Origin of the sequence: Porphyromonas loveana, assembly GCF_003096695.1 — a bacterium.
GTDB classification, from domain to species: Bacteria; Bacteroidota; Bacteroidia; order Bacteroidales; family Porphyromonadaceae; genus Porphyromonas; species Porphyromonas loveana.
In genome coordinates, this window is sequence record NZ_QEKY01000005.1 from 32,436 (window position 1) to 50,499 (window position 18,064).

18 protein-coding genes are annotated in these 18,064 nt (G+C 53.5%); 13 read left to right on the forward strand and 5 right to left on the reverse strand.

Annotated elements, in window-relative coordinates; all coding sequences use genetic code 11:
- The first annotated feature begins 98 nt into the window (after positions 1-98).
- The 13 genes from mltG to C7382_RS03670 all read left to right on the forward strand — a co-directional run bounded on the left by mltG (position 99) and on the right by C7382_RS03670 (position 10,954).
- The gene (gene mltG, locus C7382_RS03605; protein WP_116679059.1) at positions 99-1,190 is read left to right on the forward strand and encodes an endolytic transglycosylase MltG; all 1,092 of its coding nucleotides are present in this window, start codon (positions 99-101) and stop codon (positions 1,188-1,190) included.
- Positions 1,187-1,945, forward strand: a complete 759-nt coding sequence (locus C7382_RS03610; RefSeq protein ID WP_116678957.1) for a tRNA threonylcarbamoyladenosine dehydratase — start codon at positions 1,187-1,189, stop codon at positions 1,943-1,945. The genes mltG and C7382_RS03610 overlap by 4 nt, the downstream gene beginning before the upstream one ends.
- Positions 1,942-2,601: an ABC transporter ATP-binding protein gene (locus C7382_RS03615; protein ID WP_116678958.1), complete on the forward strand. Its 660-nt coding sequence runs from the start codon at positions 1,942-1,944 to the stop codon at positions 2,599-2,601. The genes C7382_RS03610 and C7382_RS03615 overlap by 4 nt, the downstream gene beginning before the upstream one ends.
- Positions 2,602-2,626: 25 nt before the next feature.
- Positions 2,627-3,331, forward strand: a complete 705-nt coding sequence (locus tag C7382_RS03620; RefSeq protein WP_116678959.1) for a ComEA family DNA-binding protein — start codon at positions 2,627-2,629, stop codon at positions 3,329-3,331.
- Positions 3,332-3,340: 9 nt separating this feature from the next.
- The gene (locus tag C7382_RS03625) at positions 3,341-3,943 is read left to right on the forward strand and encodes an L-threonylcarbamoyladenylate synthase (protein ID WP_116678960.1); all 603 of its coding nucleotides are present in this window, start codon (positions 3,341-3,343) and stop codon (positions 3,941-3,943) included.
- Positions 3,944-4,269: 326 nt separating this feature from the next.
- A complete protein-coding gene (locus C7382_RS03635; protein ID WP_116678962.1) occupies positions 4,270-5,004 on the forward strand; it encodes a nitroreductase family protein in 735 nt (244 codons plus the stop codon).
- Between the two features lie 304 nt (positions 5,005-5,308).
- Positions 5,309-5,605, forward strand: coding sequence for a hypothetical protein (locus tag C7382_RS03640; RefSeq protein WP_116678963.1), 297 nt, complete (start codon positions 5,309-5,311; stop codon positions 5,603-5,605).
- A gap of 7 nt (positions 5,606-5,612) precedes the next feature.
- Positions 5,613-5,921 (forward strand): cell division protein ZapA, encoded by a 309-nt coding sequence (locus C7382_RS03645; RefSeq protein WP_116678964.1) that lies wholly within the window; start codon positions 5,613-5,615, stop codon positions 5,919-5,921.
- A 149-nt stretch (positions 5,922-6,070) separates the two neighbouring features.
- Entirely contained in the window at positions 6,071-7,612 is a 1,542-nt protein-coding gene (gene rny, locus C7382_RS03650; RefSeq protein WP_116678965.1) for a ribonuclease Y, read from the forward strand.
- Positions 7,613-7,657: 45 nt separating this feature from the next.
- Complete coding sequence (gene ricT / locus C7382_RS03655; protein ID WP_116678966.1) at positions 7,658-9,022, forward strand: PSP1 domain-containing protein; 1,365 nt, start codon at positions 7,658-7,660, stop codon at positions 9,020-9,022.
- A gap of 3 nt (positions 9,023-9,025) precedes the next feature.
- A complete protein-coding gene (gldH, locus tag C7382_RS03660) occupies positions 9,026-9,556 on the forward strand; it encodes a gliding motility lipoprotein GldH (protein WP_116678967.1) in 531 nt (176 codons plus the stop codon).
- The gene (gene recF, locus C7382_RS03665) at positions 9,553-10,650 is read left to right on the forward strand and encodes a DNA replication/repair protein RecF (RefSeq protein ID WP_116678968.1); all 1,098 of its coding nucleotides are present in this window, start codon (positions 9,553-9,555) and stop codon (positions 10,648-10,650) included. The genes gldH and recF overlap by 4 nt, the downstream gene beginning before the upstream one ends.
- Before the next feature lie 13 nt (positions 10,651-10,663).
- Positions 10,664-10,954, forward strand: coding sequence for a DciA family protein (locus tag C7382_RS03670; protein WP_116678969.1), 291 nt, complete (start codon positions 10,664-10,666; stop codon positions 10,952-10,954).
- A 55-nt stretch (positions 10,955-11,009) separates the two neighbouring features.
- Here the strand turns inward: C7382_RS03670 and C7382_RS03675 are convergent, their stop codons facing one another.
- From C7382_RS03675 to C7382_RS10065, 5 genes are all read right to left on the reverse strand, one after another.
- Entirely contained in the window at positions 11,010-11,708 is a 699-nt protein-coding gene (locus C7382_RS03675; RefSeq protein WP_116678970.1) for a Crp/Fnr family transcriptional regulator, read from the reverse strand.
- Positions 11,709-12,673: 965 nt separating this feature from the next.
- Positions 12,674-13,891 carry a peptidase T gene (gene pepT, locus C7382_RS03685; protein ID WP_116678972.1) on the reverse strand — a complete coding sequence of 406 codons (1,218 nt, stop codon included), beginning with the start codon at positions 13,889-13,891 and terminating at the stop codon, positions 12,674-12,676.
- Between the two features lie 34 nt (positions 13,892-13,925).
- Entirely contained in the window at positions 13,926-15,902 is a 1,977-nt protein-coding gene (locus C7382_RS03690; protein ID WP_116678973.1) for an OPT family oligopeptide transporter, read from the reverse strand.
- A 286-nt stretch (positions 15,903-16,188) separates the two neighbouring features.
- Entirely contained in the window at positions 16,189-16,962 is a 774-nt protein-coding gene (locus tag C7382_RS03695; protein WP_116678974.1) for a hypothetical protein, read from the reverse strand.
- Positions 16,962-17,117 (reverse strand): hypothetical protein, encoded by a 156-nt coding sequence (locus tag C7382_RS10065; protein ID WP_165815117.1) that lies wholly within the window; start codon positions 17,115-17,117, stop codon positions 16,962-16,964. Before C7382_RS10065 ends, C7382_RS03695 begins: the two co-directional genes overlap by 1 nt.
- Between the last annotated feature and the right edge of the window lie 947 nt (positions 17,118-18,064).

Genomic DNA, 18,064 nt, shown 5'->3' on the forward strand with positions numbered 1-18,064 from the left:
TTGCTGAAGGTATGGGGAGGCATTCGGTTCGGAGACAAAGTGGTGCCATGAAAAAGCAACAAATGGGGCCAAAAATGATAATTGGCTTATCTTTGGGCATGGTTCAGAAAAGACGTAAGAGGTCGAGCTACAGACATTCGTCCTCACGCAACAATCGAAAAAGACGTACACGCCGCCACATCCTCCTTTGGCTGACTGCTTTGCTCCTGCTTATCGTCATCGGAGCAGGAGGCACGGCCTATTTGCTGTTCAGCCCTGCCGGCCATGCTCAGGAAAACACCTACGTACACATTCGCCCTACGACCACTTTGGACGATGTAGAACGACAGTTACAACAGCACACCCGACTACGCTATCCCTCTTTCTTCCATCACGCTGCCCGATACTACCGATTGGAGGAGAAACTACGTCCGGGACGCTACAGCATCACACCCCGCATGAATATCATGCAGATACTGGGAACGTTGGCACGGGGCAAGCAATCCGCCGTGCGCTTCCATCTGCGACACGTTCGCACCCGCGAGGACCTTGTCAGCCGCATGACTGGCAGGCTGATGATGAAGCCCGAGGAACTCTCCACTCTCTTGGCCGACTCCTCTTTCTGCGACTCGTTGGGTTTCAGCCCCTCTTCCGTCAATAGCCTCTTCCTGCCCGACGCATACGAAGTCAATTGGGACATTCCTGCCAAGGATCTGGTCCTCAGGCTCAAGAAATACTACGACCGCTATTGGACGGCCGACCGCCGGGCACAAGCCGATTCTCTCGGGCTCACCCCCATACAAGTCTCCATCATCGCCTCGATCGTCGAGGAAGAATCCTCCAAGGCCGACGAATACGCCGAGATCGCGGGGCTCTATATCCGCCGCCTGCGCGAGGGGATGCCGCTGCAAGCCGACCCCACGGTCAAGTTCGCTGTGGGCGACTTCACCATCCGGCGTGTGCTGGGAGTCCATCTGCAGACGGACTCTCCCTACAACACTTATCGCTACAAAGGCTTGCCCCCCGGCCCCATTCGCCTACCCTATCCCGCCACAATGGACAGCGTGCTACGCGCCAATCCTCGGGGATACCTCTATATGTGTGCTCGCGAAGACTTCTCCGGCCGCCACCGATTTGCCAACACCTATGCCGAACACCAACGCAACGCGGCTCTCTACCGCAAGGCTCTTGACGAAAGGGGGATCAAATGACAGAAGAGACCGAAGTAGTCAATCCCCCCTCCTCCGCCCCGAGATGGGATGAGAGGACCGAGCTGCTGATCGGGCAGCAAGCTGTCGATAGGCTGCACCATGCCCACGTGCTCATCGTGGGCACGGGAGGCGTAGGCGGCTACGCTGCCGAGATGCTCTGCCGCGCCGGTGTGGGCGAACTGACCATAGTCGATGCCGATGTCGTAAACGAATCGAACATCAACCGACAGATCATCGCCCTCCATAGCACTGTGGGACGGTCCAAAGTCTCGGTACTTGCCGAGCGCTTGCGGGACATCAACCCCTCTCTCAAAGTACACCCCGTCGCCTCCTTCCTCAAGGATGAAGCCATGGAGGAGCTGCTGGACGCCTCACCATACGACTACGTAGTCGATGCCATCGACTCGCTCAGCCCCAAAGTCTTCCTCATCGCACTCTGCCGTCAGCGTCGTCTGCCCGTCATCAGCGCCATGGGTGCCGGAGCCAAACGCGATGCCTCCTGCATTGAAGTGGCCGACATAGCTCGTTCTTACAATTGTACATTGGCGCGTGCCGTCCGCAAACGGCTCCGCAAGCTGGGCATCTCGCGGGGTGTACCCGTTGTCTTCAGCAGCGAACTCCCGCACGAGGAGTCCGTGGTAGAAATCGAAGGCGAGCGATGCAAACGCTCCACGGCCGGCACGCTCTCCTATATGCCCGCCCTCTTCGGCTGCAGGATAGCTGCATACGTAATAGAAAAACTAACTGAACGATGATAATAGAAGCTCAAAATATCCGCAAAAGTTTCGGCACCCTTGAAGTGCTCAAAGGCGTGGACATCGTCATCGGGCAGGGAGAGATTGTCTCCATCGTGGGCACGAGCGGCGCAGGCAAGACCACCCTGCTACAGATCCTCGGCACCCTCGATCGCGCCGATAGTGGCCACCTCCACATAGACGGCACCGACATCACCACGCTCAACAACCGCCGACTGGCCGAGTTCAGGAACAGGCGGCTTGGCTTCATCTTCCAGTTCCATCGATTATTGCCCGAGTTTACAGCACTGGAAAATGTGATGATACCCGCCCTCATTGCCGGCATGAGCCGGAGCGAAGCAGCGCTCGAAGCCGAACATCTGCTCGCCGAGCTGAACCTCAAAGAGCGAGCCACGCACAAACCGTCCGAGCTGTCCGGTGGCGAGAAACAGCGGATAGCCGTTGCCCGTGCACTCATCAATCGGCCTGCGATTATCCTCGCCGACGAGCCCAGTGGCAGCCTCGATTCCACCCACAAGGAAGAGCTTCATGCCCTCTTCTTCCGTCTCTGTCGCGAGATGGGACAGACCTTCCTCATCGTCACACACGACGAGAAGTTGGCCGCCGGCACCGATCGCATCCTGCGCATGCATGACGGACTTCTCACTTCGGACTAATCCCCTCAGAGCGTAGCAAGGAGAGATGAAGGACTTCTTCCACTTTGGCAAATCGGAAAGCATCGTCAGCGCATTGCTCTTGCTGATGGTCATCCTCGGGCTCTTCGTTTTCAAGGCCCGCCCGGCAGCAGGCAGCGCCTCTGCCACACCCTCAGCTGCCACCCCGGCACAAGAAACTGCCCTCCAATCCTCCTCGGCAGCTCCTGCACAGTCCCGTTACACCGATGCTCGCTTGCCTCGGAAGAGCCACGACTCCATCATCACCACAGCAGACTACGCGGGGCCTCCTGCCAAAGAGACCTACCCTCGCACATCAGAAAAGTACCCTCGCGGCACAGTCGTCGATCTCAATACCGCCGACTCGGCCTCCCTCACCCGCATACCCGGCATAGGCCCCACCTTTGCCCGTCGCATCGTCGCCTATCGCTCCCGACTCGGTGGCTACTACCATGTGCTGCAGCTACAGGAAGTCTATGGGATGGATTACGAGCGCTTTGTCGACATCAAAGACTGGTTCCGCATCGGACAGTCCCCACAGCGCATAAGCCTCCAAGGCTTGGCACCCGACAGCCTCCCCCGCCATCCCTACCTCAACTATCGCCAGCACAGCGAGCTGAAGCGTCTCCTGCGCAGCCGTCATGGCCCCAAAGGATGGGCGCAGCTCATGAAGTTGCCCGCCTTCACACGAGAGGACAGCACGAGACTATCCCATTACTTCGACCTAAACTAAATCGAGATTATGATCATCAAGATTTACCCCGACAATCCCAATCGACGCGAACTCGACCGTGCCGTCTCCGCCCTGCGCGACGGCAAAGTGATTATCTACCCGACCGAAGTGGGCTATGCCTACGGTTGCGATGCGCTGCAAAGCAGGAGCGTAGAGCACATTTGCGAACTGAAAGGGCTGGATCCCAAGCGCAAGAGCCTCTCTATCATGTGCACTGACATGAGCATGGCGGCCGATTACTGCCGCATCGACAACGAGGCTTTCCGCTACATCAAGGATCACCTCGCACAGAAGTACACCTTCGTCCTGCCCGCCGGCAGCTCGCTGCCCAAGGTCTTCAAAAACCGCAAGGAAGTCGGCATCCGCCTCGCCCTGCACCCCCTCACAAAGCTCTTGGCAGAGTCGCTCGGCAGTCCGCTGCTCACCAGTTCGCTACCGCTTGATGTGGATACGCCCGAGTATGCATCCGACCCCGAACTCATCGAGGAACGTTACGGTCTCACGGTGGAGATGGTGCTCGACGGAGGCATTGTCCCCTTCGAGCTGACGACCGTCGTGGACTGCACCACGGATCCCTACACCATCCTGCGCGAAGGCGGCAGCCCCTTATAAGATTCTCATCAAAACGTGCCGAAAATCGGCCGAAACAGGCCCCATAATCACAAGAGAATTCGCGCCATTTCCATTTTGTTTTGGCGCCATTTTTCCCCAAAAGACGCGCCATTTCAAAAAAGATTTGGCGCGTCTTCGCATCTGAATTTGGCGCCATAGTCGTTTCATTTCCCGCGCGAAAAAGAGAAAAGAACAACCAAGAAGCCTTTCAAATCGGAACACATTCCCCGTCTCTCGATACATCCTTTCGTCCGAACTAAAACCGATATAAAACAGTTATTTACCTATACGCCATATTGCGTTTCTGATTATAATTCAACAAAAAGATGACACTACAAGAGATCCTGCAGCACAGACGCGCTGTGCGCCACTACGATAGAGAAAAACCGATTGAAACAGAGCGAGTGAAAGAATGTATCCGCCTGGCCACTCTGGCTCCCACCAGCTCCAATATGCAGCTATGGGAGGCCTACCACATTGTCAGTCCGGAGAAGCTCCGGGTACTCGGCCAGGCCTGCCTCGGGCAAGATGCCGCCACCACAGCGCAGCAGATGGTCGTTTTCGTCGTGCGCCCCGATCTGGTGAAGCAGCGTGCACAAGCAGCACTCACCCACGAACGAGCCAATGTGGAGCGCCACAGCCCGACCGAAAAGCATGCTAGTCGCATCAAACGTTGGGAGGACTACTACGGGAAGATCATCCCCTTTCTCTATGCTCGTGGCTGCGGTCTGATCGGCGCCTTTCGCAAGAGCATGATACAGGTGGCAGGACTGTTCCGCCCCGTACCCCGTCAGGTGTCGGAGGCCGATATGTACACCATTATGCACAAGAGCTGCGCTCTGGCTGCTCAGACCTTCATGCTCGCCATGTCCGAAGCCGATTACGACACCTGCCCGCTGGAGGGCTTCGACAGCTTGCGAGTCAAAAGAATCCTCGGGCTGCCTCGTCAGGCACAGATCAATATGATTGTCTCCTGCGGTATCAGGACGCCTCAGGGCGTTTGGGGCGACCGTTTCCGCATTCCTTTCGAAGAGACCTATCACCGCGTGGACGGGAAATAGGGGCCGAAACTCCGCCTCAAAAACACAAGGGTGTGTCAAAATGAAAATCTTGATGCAGCCTCAGAGGTTGTGTTAGAAAGGGTGAAATGCAAGGCGCCGAGAGTGAGGGTGATGGGAGTATACTCAAGTATATGACCGAAGCCGAATCTCGAAAGCAACGCTGCAGTTCGCCCTTTATGACACAGCCTCGTATCGCATTGGCAGTAACTCTCCCAACGATAGAAAAACCTTGCGGGAGCTTTGGCGCCAAAAGTTGTGGAATTGGAACGGATAATTTACTTTTGTAAGGAGAAAGGACTATTCTATGACCGGAGAAGAGGAACTGGATCTGTTGAAGTTGGAATACCACATCCACAAGCTGATGGAGCTGGTGGAGAAACAACAGAACGAAATCGCGTCTCTTCGGGCCGAATTGGCTGCAAAAAACGAGAAGATCGTGCAGCAGGATCAGGCCTTGGACATAGCAGAAACGAAGAACAAGACGTTGCTGACCTCACGGGTGATCATCGCCAACGAAGCAGAAGCACACCAGTCCAAGCATCGTCTGGAAGGATTGATAAGAGAAATAGACAGGTGCATAGCCCTGTTACAAACGGAATAATAAGTAGATGGCAAAAGATTCGGAGCCACTAAACATTACGCTGAACATTCAGGGCAGTCGCCTCAGACTGGCCATACCGCGTAACGATGAAGCGCTATATCGGCAGGCTGCCGACAGGCTCAACTACCGGATCATGCGCTATCGCGAATCATACCCCAATGTAGCTCAACTGCCGTTGGGCGGGCACTTATTGCTCGCAGCGGTGGATAGTGCCTATTATTTAGTTCAAGAGCGCAAACATGCCGATCGAGCACCGATCAACGACCGTCTGCATAAGCTCAATGCCGAGTTGGAGGCTTTCCTACAACGCTATTAAGACGGGTGACAGGTCATAGCATCGCTTTTCCCCTTTCACGCTCTTCTTTCCATCGTTTCCCACTTCCTTTTTCACCGAGGCCGGTTGTAGAGACCGGTTTCGGCAGCGTGTGTAGATATTAGATTACTATCAAAAAAGAATTCGATACAATGGGAATAGGAACACTTTTACTATTTACTTTCATGGGGCTTGTGGTCGGTGCCGGTGCCGTTTGGCTCATCACTCGAACGCTCCTCAAGCAAAGGACGGATGGTATCCTCGCCGAAGCTGAACGCGAGGCCGAAGTAATAAAACAGAAAAAACTACTCGAAGTGAAGGAGAAATTCCTTCAGCTCAAAGGTGACTTAGAGAAGCAAGTGGCACAACGCAACAGCAAGTTGCAGTCCGTCGAGAGCAAACTCAAAAGCCGTGAGCAGAGCCTCAATCAAAGACAAGAGGATATGACCAAGAAGGGACAGGAGATGGATCTCATGCGTGAGAATCTGACTGCCCAGCTGAACGTAATAGAAAAGAAAAAGTCGGAGCTTGACGAAATAAAGGCACGCGAGCAGGCTCATCTGGAGTCACTCAGCGGACTCTCGGCTGCCGAAGCAAAAGATCGTCTGGTGGAGAGCCTCAAGGACGAAGCCAAAGGTCAGGCATCGGCATACGTGAACGAAATCATCGAAGAAGCCAAGATGACGGCCAACAAGGAAGCCAAGCGCATCGTCATCCAGACCATTCAACGTGTGGCAACGGAGACGGCGATCGAGAACTCCGTGACCGTCTTCCACATCGAGAGTGACGAAATCAAGGGACGCATCATCGGACGCGAAGGTCGTAACATCCGTGCTCTGGAAGCAGCTACGGGCATTGAGATCATCGTGGACGATACGCCCGAGGCTATCGTTCTCTCCGGATTTGACCCCGTGCGTCGCGAGATCGCACGTCTGGCACTGCACCAGCTGGTACAGGACGGCCGTATCCATCCCGCACGCATCGAGGAAGTGGTAGCCAAAGTGAAGAAGCAGGTGGAAGAAGAAGTGATCGAGACGGGTAAGCGCACGGTCATTGACCTCGGGATCCACGGTCTGCATCCTGAGCTGATCCGCATGATCGGTAAGATGAAATATCGCTCTTCTTACGGGCAGAACCTCCTCCAACACTCACGCGAGACGGCCAACCTCTGTGCCGTGATGGCGAGCGAACTGGGTCTGAATCCCAAGAAGGCGAAGCGTGCCGGACTCTTGCACGACATCGGCAAGGTGCCCGATGACGAACCCGAACTCCCCCACGCTCTCTTGGGTATGAAGCTCTGTGAAAAATTCAAGGAGAAACCCGATATCTGCAATGCTGTAGGTGCTCACCACGATGAGGTGGAGATGATGTCGCTCATCGCTCCCATCGTACAGGTGTGCGACGCCATCAGCGGTGCTCGTCCCGGTGCCCGCCGCGAGATCGTGGAGGCTTACATCAAGCGTCTGAACGATCTGGAACAGCTGGCCATGTCCTATCCGGGCGTAGTCAAGACCTATGCGATCCAAGCCGGACGCGAACTGCGCGTGATCGTGGGTGCGGACAAGACGGACGATGCTTCCGTAGAGACACTGTCGAACGAAATAGCGAAGAAGATTCAGGACGAAATGACCTATCCGGGTCAGGTCAAGATCACGGTAATCCGCGAATCACGCTCCGTCAGCTATGCCAAATAAATATGGCCGGGCACGTCCCTGCCGTACGCTAACTGCCATAGACGGATGGAATACCAATTAGAAAATAAAACGACCTCCCTGCGTAAGAGTGCTTGCAATGGCTGCCATCAGCAGCCGCTAAGCACCTACGACTGGCTGTGTGACATTCCGGATCTGGCGGAAGAAGGCGGCTTTGTGGAGGTACAGTTCAAGAATACTCGCAAGGGCTACTACCTCAACAGCGAGCGGCTGGAGCTGCACAAAGGCGACGTAGTGGCCGTCGAAGCCAACCCCGGACACGACATCGGGACGGTGACGCTGACGGGCAAGCTCGTGAAGTTGCAGATGCGCAAGCATCGGTACAACAGCCACAACGGCGAGCCGCTCAAGGTGTACCGCATCGCCAGACCCGGGGACATGGAGAAGTATCACGAGGCGAAAGCGCGTGAATACGACACGATGATCCAGTCGCGTCAGATATCGGCAGAGCTGAATCTGGACATGAAGATCGGTGATGTGGAGTATCAGGGCGATGGCAACAAGGCCATCTTCTACTACATCGCGGATGAACGTGTGGACTTTCGCCAACTAATCCGCGTGCTGGCCGACACCTTCCACATCCGTGTGGAGATGAAGCAGATCGGAGCACGACAGGAAGCCGGTCGCATAGGCGGTATCGGTCCTTGCGGTCGTCAGCTCTGTTGTTCGGCTTGGAAGATGAACTTCGTGTCCGTGAATACGAGTGCAGCGCGGTATCAAGACCTCGCTCTCAACCCGCAAAAGCTCACGGGCTTGTGCGCCAAGCTGAAGTGCTGCCTCAACTACGAAGTGGATGCTTACGTGGAGGCACGCAAGAAGATGCCCAGTCCTGAGATAACGTTGGAGACGAAGGAGCAGACGTATCATTACTTCAAGGCGGATGTATTCCGTCGCGAGGTGGTTTATTCGACCGTTCCGAACGCTCCGGTCAATGTAACGGTCATCTCGGCAAGACGAGCTTTCGAGGTTATCAGTCTGAACAAGCAGGGTATCAAACCCGAATCGCTTGCATTCGACGACAAGAAAGAACCATCTGGAAAGGAGTCGTCCGACATCCTCACGGATAACAGCCTCACCCGATTCGATGAGGCTCTCACCTCGCGCAAACGCAGGAATGGTCGCAACGGCTCACGTGACAACAGACAAGGAGACTCCCGCACGGCATCCGACTCCATGCAGCCCGCACGACGAGCACAAGGCAACCGCACACCGGCACGAGAGGGCACTCCTCGCGTAGAGGGTGAACGACGCGAATCAGCTCGCGAACGCAGTGGCGACGCACGCTTCTCTAACTTGCGGGGCACTGAACGTGCACGGGGGATGCGACGCGACGGAAGCGAAAGGAGACCACCGCGCCGAAACAATCAGCAAGAAGAGAGAAAGGAGGAGTAGGAAATGACTGCCACTGCACGGATACGTGTCCGATGGGCTATGAGGACTGTCCTCTTTGCCTGCGGAGTATGTCTGGCCGTGGCTTGCACCTACCGACCGGACGAGCACATCCTATACGAGGAAGTGCCTTGTGGCAGATGGCAAAAGAGCGATGCCCTCGACTTCGAGATACTGGTGCCGGACTTCACTCGTCCCTACTCATTGGAAGTACTCCTCCGCCACGACAACAGATACGAATACCGCGATCTCCAGCTCTCCTACTCCATCTCCACGAGAGGACTTATCGTCTTCTCAGACTCTGTGGCGCTGACACTGGCAGACAAACCCCAACAATGGAACAGCAGCGGCATAGCCATGCAGCAAAGCCGCTTTCGACTGCCTATCCCCGCCCACTTCCCTCTCTCGGGACTTTACAAGGTCGAGCTGAGGCATAATATGAGAGTGCCCTCCCTCTCCGGCATCACGGAGGCCGGAATACGGCTGACTGACGGCAGGGATGACACCCCGCTGACCATCTTACCCCATCGGAAATGATCGTAGAAGAACTGCATATCGTCAATTTCAAGAGCATTGCTTCGGCAGACTGCCGCTTCTCACCGAAGGTAAACTGCTTCGTAGGCAACAACGGCATGGGCAAGACCAATCTCTTGGACGCTTTGCACTTCCTTTCTTTCTGCCGCAGCCACCTCTCGGTGCCGGACAATATGGTCGTGCGCCACGGCGAAGAGATGGCTCTGCTGCAAGGCATCTACCGCGATGGTAACGACGACGCAGCCGATCTGCTCCTCTCGATCCGCCCGGGCAAACACAAGATTTTGCGCCGCAACAAGAAAGAATACGAGCGGCTGAGCGACCATATCGGCCGCTTCCCTCTCGTCATCGTCTCGCCGCAAGACTACCAGCTCATACTCGGAGGCAGTGACGAACGACGTCGTTTCATGGATCAGCAACTGAGCCAGCAGGACGCACACTATCTCTCCGCCCTCATCCAATACAACCGCCATTTGCAGCAGCGTAATACAATGCTCAAACAAGAGAGGCATGACGATGCCCTGATGGACGTGTTGGAAATGCAAATGGGACGTTATGCGAAGGAGATATATGAGAAGCGCAACCGATTCATCGCTGATTTCCTCCCCGTCTTCAACGAGCTCTACAGCGACATCAGCGGATCGGCCGAGAAAGTAAGCCTCAGCTATCGTTCGCAACTGGCTGACGGCTCTGCACCGGAGGAACTACTACGACAGAGTCGTCACAAAGATTATCTATTGGGTTATTCCTCCTGCGGCATCCACAAAGACGAGCTGGAGATGTTGCTCGGCGGCGTACTTATCCGGAAAATCGGATCGGAGGGACAGAACAAGACTTTTCTCATCAGTATGAAGTTGGCACAGTTTCGTCACCAACAGCAGCATAGCGACGAAACGCCCATCTTGCTCCTCGACGACATATTCGACAAACTCGATGCCACACGTGTCGAACGCATCATCCGACTGGTCGGCGGCAACGGCTTCGGTCAGATCTTCATCACGGACACCAACCGCAAACATCTGGACGAGATCATCGCCTCGTGGAGCGAAGACTATCGACTCTTCAGCATCGAAAACGGAGAGATCACGCCTCAATAATCATGCACCGAAGATGAAACAGAGCGAAATACAAGAAGTAAGCAGCGTGATCAGGTCGTGGCTCGAAGAAGAGCCTCAGATCCATGAGCGGTTGCTCGAAATAGAGGCACTCAATGCTCTTCCCAAGGCGTTGGGACCGCTGTGCCAATACATCGGTCGCAGCAGGATTCATGACGGGGTGCTGTACCTAACGTTCAATTCGTCCGTCGTGCGCAGCCAGCTCGCTACCGGCAAACAAGAGCTTGCCACTCGGATCAACGGCATCATCGGAGCGGAACTCATCCGCGAGATTGTTTTCTACTAATTTTTGAAGGATTTTTCTGCCCACCCGGACGGGGGAAGCAGCAGTGCTATGCACCTCAACCGAGGCGTGCAACCTTGCGCAGACGCTCCATGTCGATGATGCGGATGCGTTTGCCGTCGAGCGCGACGATACGATCCGACACGAAGGCCGAGAGCGTGCGGAAGGCATTGCTCACCGTCATATTGGAGAGTGTGGCCAGCTCCTCACGACTTAGATAGACATTGAGCGTCGCACCATCGTTCTCATAGCCGAAACTGTCACATAGGAGCAGGAGCGTCTCGGCCAGACGTCCCCGCACATGCTTCTGCGTGAGCGTGATCGTCCGCTTCTCGGCATTTCCCAATTCGCGTGCCAACGCTCTGAGGAAGTATCGTCCGAGCGCTGTATTTCGTGCCAAGAGCTGTTCGATGATCTCCGCCGGCACCACGATGATGCGCGAATCCTCCACAGCGATGGCCGTCGAGATACAAAGCTCTTCTGCAAAGTAGGCTCGCATGCCGAAGAACTCCCCGGGCTTCACGATGCGAGAGATATGGAAGCGGCCGATGACGCCCTCTTTGAGAATCTTAATTTTGCCACTATAGAGGAAGTAAAGATTCTCGGGTGTATCCCCTTCGGAGAAAATCGACACGGTCTTCTTACATACCAGCGGACGCACGTGCCGATTCAGCAGATCGCGCTCCTCGTCGTCGAGGAGCGACCAAATGTCTTCAAGGAGAGGGCCCAGAGGCTGGGTGGTGAATGCGTTGAGCATAGAGAAACTGTTGTTACGGTTCGGTTGTACGGATGCTAACCGACAACAAGACTGATGTAGGCATATGCAAACCCGCGCTGCACAAAGATAATTCAGACGGACGGAATACGCACTATATCAGCGCAATATAAACATCGTGCATCGCGACAGCGAGCCGAAAGGTCACGACAGGACGGAAAAACAGAGGGACGGTGGCCGGCGAATCGACGCGCAGCGTCTGAACAATAATGCAGCAATGTTTCGCGACCGTTCGGACTGCTTAGTCGGCTGATCAATTGGCACAAAATGCACGCTGCAATGCAGCCGACACGAATCATAAAGGGAAAAATGCATGGCAATAAATTCGATCGATTGTACCCTCTCCAATTGTTGCGTAATTCTCTGTCCATCAAGACTTTGCAACACCAAGAATCAAGCTACAATCGTCCCATGCAATTGTGCAGAGACCCAAAATCAAGCTACAATGGTTCCAATACATTTGCAGATAGCCAAAATCGCACTGCAATCGTCCCAATACATTTGCATGAAGCTAAAATCGCTCTGCAATCGTCCCAATACATTTACATGGAGCCAAAATCGCTCTACAATGGCAATTTGCAAATGATTTAGGATGAAAATCAAGCTACAACGGCTTCTTGCAAACGATTTGGGACAAGAATCGGCTTACAATCATTCCATGTAAGTAGATTGGAACCAAAATCAGTCTACAATCGCTCCATGTAAACAGCGCGGGAATAAAATCGAGCTGCAATGTATCTCGGATAATATGAACGGATGAATTGGAGAACGATTCTGCCTATGGACAAAATGAAAAGCGGCTTTCTGCGAGAGACACAGAAAGCCGCTTTGATGATTGATGATAGCGGATAAGCGCGGGAGCTGAGAGAGTCTCGGCTACCCGCATCGCTCAGACAACACTTAGAAATGAATGTTCGACAAATATTCGTCTCTCGTCGCGGGCTTCATTATTTGGCCCACAACACGGCCAGATGGCAGATGGTCTCCACCGCGCGCTGCATGGAGTCGAGCGAGCAATATTCGTACTTGCCGTGGAAGTTCATCCCGCCGGCGAAGAGATTCGGGCAGGGCAATCCCATGTACGAGAGCCGCGCCCCGTCCGTACCGCCTCGGATCGGTTGCACCTTAGGCGTCACGCCGGCGAGTTGCATCGCCTCCATGGCCTTCTCGATGATCTCGGGATGCGGCTCCACCATCTCACGCATATTGTAGTACTGGTCGCGGAGTTCGAGAGCCACGACCTCGAAGCCATACTTTTTGTTGATGAATGCCACGGCTGCCGTCATCAGTTCCTTCTTCTCGTCGAAGAGCTTGCGGTCGTGGTCGCGGATGATGTACGAAGCTGATGCCTTCTCCACCGAACCGTTGATGCCGATGAGATGGAAGAATCCTTCGTAACCAGCCGTGGCCTCGGGGCGCATCGCCTCGGGCAGGAGAGCATGTAGGTCGCACAGGACTTGGAGCGAATTGATCATCTTGCCCTTGGCGTAGCCCGGGTGAATGTTGCGTCCGTTGACAGTGAGTTTGGCCGAAGCAGCATTGAAATTCTCATACTCCAATTCCCCTTCGATGCTGCCGTCCATCGTATAAGCATACTTGGCTCCGAACCGTGCCACGTCGAAGTGGTCCACTCCACGGCCGATCTCCTCGTCGGGTGTGAAGCCGATGCGGATCTTGCCGTGCTTCACCTCGGGGTGCAGCATCAGGTATTCGGCAGCCGTCATGATTTCGGCCACGCCGGCCTTGTCATCAGCGCCGAGGAGCGTAGTCCCATCCGTCGTGATGAGCGTATGCCCCTTGAAGAATGCCAGCTCGGGGAAGTCCGCCACACACATCATCAGCTGGTCGTTAAGGCGGATGTCACCACCGTCGTAGTTCTCGATGATCTGCGGCTTCACATCCTTGCCACTCATATCCGGAGCCGTATCCACATGCGAAATGAAGCCGATCACCGGTGCTCCTTCGCATCCCGGAGTAGCAGGGATGGTGCCCATTACATAGCCATGCTGATCCATTTCGACCTCGGTGAGACCGAGAGCCTTCATCTCCTCGGCGAGGTGGCGCAGCAGGACGAGCTGCTTATCTGTTGAGGGGAAGGTGGTGGAGGATTCGTCGCTCTGCGTGTCGAATCCCACATATTGGAGAAATCTTTCTTTTAGTGTCATGAATATCGTGTTTCGTATTGCTTGTTTCATTGGTTTATGCTTCGTGCTTCTTGCCTCTGACGCTGTCCACGATGAAGTAGAGGATGATCAGGACATACATGCCGATGGCCAACCACTCAGCACCCGAGGTCGCGTGCCATGCTGTGGCGAAGGCGTCGAACTCCAGATATTTGAGAACGGCGCTGACCACACCCATCAAGGCTCCGCCGGCGATAAATCCCGAGGCGATGAGCGTGCCACGCTCCTTGCGGAACTTATTCACGGCTGCATCCTTGGAACGCGTGCTCACAAACCAGCTGACGAGTCCGCCGATAAGCAGCGGCGTATTGAGTTGCAAGGGGATAAACATACCCAAGGCAAATGGCAATGCAGGCACACCGATGCTCGTCAGGATCAATGCCAGGATGGCACCCACACCGTAGAGAATCCAAGGAGTCTCGCCTCCTTCCATCAGCGGCTTGATCACGGCAGCCATTGCATTGGCTTGGGGAGCCACAAGGGCATTGTCCCCTGTGAAGCCATAAGTCTTGTTCAGGATCATCATCACGCCTGCCACCGTCACCGAAGCCACGAGCACGCCGAGGAATTTCCACTTCTCCTGATTCTTGGGCGTAGTCCCCAGCCAGTAACCGATCTTGAGGTCAGTGATAAATCCGCCCGCCGTGGACAGAGCAGTACAAACCACGCCACCGATAATCATCGCAGCCGTCATCCCCGGCTTGCCACTTACACCCACACCCACGAGCACCACAGAAGTGAGGAGGAGTGTCATCAGCGTCATGCCCGATACGGGGTTGCTACCCACGATGGCGATGGCATTGGCTGCCACAGTCGTAAAGAGGAAGGTAATAATGAAGACGATCAGCAGCGCCACAAGGGTGTGTCCCCAGTTGAAGAGTACATTGAATTGGAAGAATAGCAGTGTCACCACCAGGGCTACGACCACGCCCAGCGTAATCACCTTCATCGAGAGGTCTATCTGCGTACGCTCTATCAGACCGCTCTGTCGCTTGCCTGTGAGTTCTTTGCCGGCGAGTTTCACGGCTTGGCCGATGATGCCCGACGAGCGCAGGATGCCGATGATACCCGCCATGGCGATGCCTCCGATACCGAGGGGGCGTGCATAGACGGCGAAGATCTCCTCCGGACTCATCTGCCCGATCGGGAGCAAGACGCCATCGCCTACCGGCTGAGTCATACCCGGAGCGAAGTAGCCGATCAACGGCACGATGACAAACCACACGAGGAACGAGCCGGCACAAATAATCGTAGCATAGGGCAATCCGATGATGTAGCCCAGACCCAATACGGCAGCACCCGTATTGACCTTGAATACCAGTTTATATTTCTCTGCCATCACGGCTCCCCAGCCGGCCAGTCGCGTAGAAACGTTCTCCGTCCACCAGCCGAAGGTGCCCACGATGAAGTCGTACAATCCGCCCACAAGACCACTGGCCACGAGCAGCTTCATCTGCTTGCCTGCATTCTCACCCGTCACCAGCACCTCTGTCGTCGCAGTGGCCTCGGGGAAAGGATACTTACCGTGCATGTCCTTGACGAAGTACTTACGGAATGGGATCAGCAACAAGATGCCCAGACAGCCTCCGATAAAAGAGGAAAGGAATATCTGCATGAAGCTGGCTTCCAAACCCAGAATGTACAGTGCCGGAAGCGTGAAGATGGCTCCGGCCACGATCACACCGGAGCAAGCCCCGATGGACTGGATGATCACGTTCTGTCCCAACATATTTCTGCGTCCCGTGATCGTGCCGATGCCCACGGCCAGAATGGCAATGGGGATGGCAGCTTCAAAAACCTGCCCTACCTTCAGCCCCAGATAGGCCGCCGCAGCCGAAAAGATCACCGTCATCACCAAGCCCAGCAAAACGGAGTAGGCCGTTATCTCGCGAGGCGTACTACCCGCGGGCATCACCGGTTCGTACTTCTCACCCGGCTTCAGCTCCCGATACGCATTGTCGGGCAGCTTGTTCGTTGTTTGTTTGTTGTCCATATAGATATGTGTTTGATTGGATTGTTCTTCTTCGTTTCCCCTTCTGCGACAGCAATCAAGGGCAGGCTTGCGCCGAAACAAAACGTCCAAATATATATAACTTCCGCGAAAAATCGGCCGTAAAACGAGGTCAGTCCATAATTCACCCATGCAATCTCTTAGAAAAGACGAGCAGCGAGGTGTTACTGTCTCCTTCGGCTGCTTTCTCCGGATCGTCATAGACGAGACAGCCCGCACTGCATCGTAAGCAGTGCGGGCTGTTCTCAATTAGGAGAGAGTAGATGCTCTATTCTTCTGAGTACTTTTCTTCAGGATAAATCTTATTGGTTTCGAGAATACCTGTCACTTCGCCGCCGCCCTCGAAGCGATAGGTCAGCTGCACCCTATGGTTATCCGCTGTAGCCGGCTCCCTCAGAAATAGAAATTGTATGACTATATTCATGAGCTTGATTGGTTCTTCAGGAAAATCCGACAGATATACAAGAGAAAAGGGATTCCAGTATGGATGATACTTAAGTTGGTAGCCACTTTGGATATAGTGCCAACATTCAAAGAAAAGCACAAAGGCAATATCATTTAGAGAGCTGCCCTTGGGATGCTCATCATCATAGTCATCCAATGCAACTACATCTATCGCGACAACAGGCTTTGCAAATGCTACATACGGCATATGCTCTCGTGAAGGAGAGGCTAAGCCATCATCGAGGTTGAAATCAAAAAAGGAGAGTTCCAAGCGAGACCTCTCTATCTTGTTTGGATTATCCGGAGGAAGCATATTGTCATAGAAAGCGGTATCGCCATATAGGATGCTCAGCTCTTGATACTTTTCTGACCCTCTGCGATAAACATACTGCGATTTCACACTGTATCGCCACATTACCTTTTTTTCTCCATCCCAAGTATCATGTCCGAATTCCCTAATATTTATTGCACCTGGCTCTACATACGACTCTATGTAGCTTCCAGGCTCCTGAGGTTCATCAGTCTTGCTTTTGCATGCAGATAGCCCCAATAGAGAGAGGAGAAAAAGAAACCAGCACAAATTCTTCATCTTGTCCATCAGCTCTTAGGTGTTATGTCAGTTACAATTTCTTCAAATGTTCTCTCCGTGGACTGCTGGCCTTGTAATCCACTTTCATGAGACTCAAAAGTCTCTTTCGTGCAAGCCGTAAATCCTGCGACAACCGCAAGACCCAAAAGAATCAATTTCTTCATAAGGCAGATTTTTAGAGTTTGTAAAAACAATTGTCTCCTCAAGACTACGCATTTTTCTTGGAAATGCCAAATTTTCATGTAAATTTCTTGCTTAAATCCTTCCACGAGAAAGTAATTTTACTTTCCCCGACTTGTTTTGGCTCTTTTTTCTACAGACAGCAAAAGTCTTAACGGATACAAAAACGATGATGATTTCTCTTTTTATTTTATTAGGTGCCAAAAAAGTTTTCAACACCGAAGAGCCGTTTAGATTCGTTCTAAATAAGCGTTTTTTTGCAGGTCGTTCGGAAAGGGAAACGAAGTCGGAGTGGAAATTTGAAGAGTCGTGAAGCAAACTTTCCGACTATGGAGGATGAAGATTATAATCTTTAGATTCAATCTTTATAAAGATCGTTTCTGATTATTATAATCATTGCGTCTGAACTTTATAAAGATCAGATGTCATCTTTATATAGTTTGCACCCTCCAAAAGAGTATTCGAAGCTGCAAAAACGGAAAGTCCCCGTTGCATTCGTGCCTGAACGCAACGGGGACTTGGAGGCTTTCAGCTATGAGTTTCGGGAGATTATGGCATCCTATTTGCCATCGAACAGACGACTATTATTGACACTGGCTGAGTCTGACGCCACGGTATCATCCCGCAAAAGGCGAGTGAGGGAGGCGAGACGACAATTGCCTGCCTCAAACAAGGGTTCGATATACATTATTGCTTCCATTTACTACGTATCACATTTGACTTTCGCCATCGGTGCTGTCTCACATTCAGCCATTTACAAATTGCAGCACGACCGGTTGGCTGGCAAAGGTAACAAAAGAATTAGAGACAATGAGAAACGCGGAAGCGAGCTGTCGATTGAGAATAAATGTGCACATTGTCGCAAATAACACCTTAGAAAAAAATATCGACTCTTCTTCCGATTCGTTATGAATTAGTCGATGTAGACACT

What these genes read in the sequence shown, in the direction of transcription:
- C7382_RS03670 (WP_116678969.1), top strand. Translation starts at nt 10,664, where the DNA reads ATGAAACAGAGCGAAATACAAGAAGTAAGCAGCGTGATCAGGTCGTGG.
- C7382_RS03645 (WP_116678964.1), top strand. Translation starts at nt 5,613, where the DNA reads ATGGCAAAAGATTCGGAGCCACTAAACATTACGCTGAACATTCAGGGC.
- C7382_RS03695 (WP_116678974.1), bottom strand. Translation starts at nt 16,962, where the DNA reads ATGGACAAGATGAAGAATTTGTGCTGGTTTCTTTTTCTCCTCTCTCTA.
- C7382_RS03610 (WP_116678957.1), top strand. Translation starts at nt 1,187, where the DNA reads ATGACAGAAGAGACCGAAGTAGTCAATCCCCCCTCCTCCGCCCCGAGA.
- C7382_RS03640 (WP_116678963.1), top strand. Translation starts at nt 5,309, where the DNA reads ATGACCGGAGAAGAGGAACTGGATCTGTTGAAGTTGGAATACCACATC.
- recF (WP_116678968.1), top strand. Translation starts at nt 9,553, where the DNA reads ATGATCGTAGAAGAACTGCATATCGTCAATTTCAAGAGCATTGCTTCG.
- C7382_RS10065 (WP_165815117.1), bottom strand. Translation starts at nt 17,117, where the DNA reads ATGAAGAAATTGATTCTTTTGGGTCTTGCGGTTGTCGCAGGATTTACG.
- C7382_RS03620 (WP_116678959.1), top strand. Translation starts at nt 2,627, where the DNA reads ATGAAGGACTTCTTCCACTTTGGCAAATCGGAAAGCATCGTCAGCGCA.
- C7382_RS03690 (WP_116678973.1), bottom strand. Translation starts at nt 15,902, where the DNA reads ATGGACAACAAACAAACAACGAACAAGCTGCCCGACAATGCGTATCGG.
- C7382_RS03625 (WP_116678960.1), top strand. Translation starts at nt 3,341, where the DNA reads ATGATCATCAAGATTTACCCCGACAATCCCAATCGACGCGAACTCGAC.
- pepT (WP_116678972.1), bottom strand. Translation starts at nt 13,891, where the DNA reads ATGACACTAAAAGAAAGATTTCTCCAATATGTGGGATTCGACACGCAG.
- rny (WP_116678965.1), top strand. Translation starts at nt 6,071, where the DNA reads ATGGGAATAGGAACACTTTTACTATTTACTTTCATGGGGCTTGTGGTC.
- C7382_RS03675 (WP_116678970.1), bottom strand. Translation starts at nt 11,708, where the DNA reads ATGCTCAACGCATTCACCACCCAGCCTCTGGGCCCTCTCCTTGAAGAC.
- ricT (WP_116678966.1), top strand. Translation starts at nt 7,658, where the DNA reads ATGGAATACCAATTAGAAAATAAAACGACCTCCCTGCGTAAGAGTGCT.
- C7382_RS03615 (WP_116678958.1), top strand. Translation starts at nt 1,942, where the DNA reads ATGATAATAGAAGCTCAAAATATCCGCAAAAGTTTCGGCACCCTTGAA.
- C7382_RS03635 (WP_116678962.1), top strand. Translation starts at nt 4,270, where the DNA reads ATGACACTACAAGAGATCCTGCAGCACAGACGCGCTGTGCGCCACTAC.
- gldH (WP_116678967.1), top strand. Translation starts at nt 9,026, where the DNA reads ATGACTGCCACTGCACGGATACGTGTCCGATGGGCTATGAGGACTGTC.
- mltG (WP_116679059.1), top strand. Translation starts at nt 99, where the DNA reads ATGGTTCAGAAAAGACGTAAGAGGTCGAGCTACAGACATTCGTCCTCA.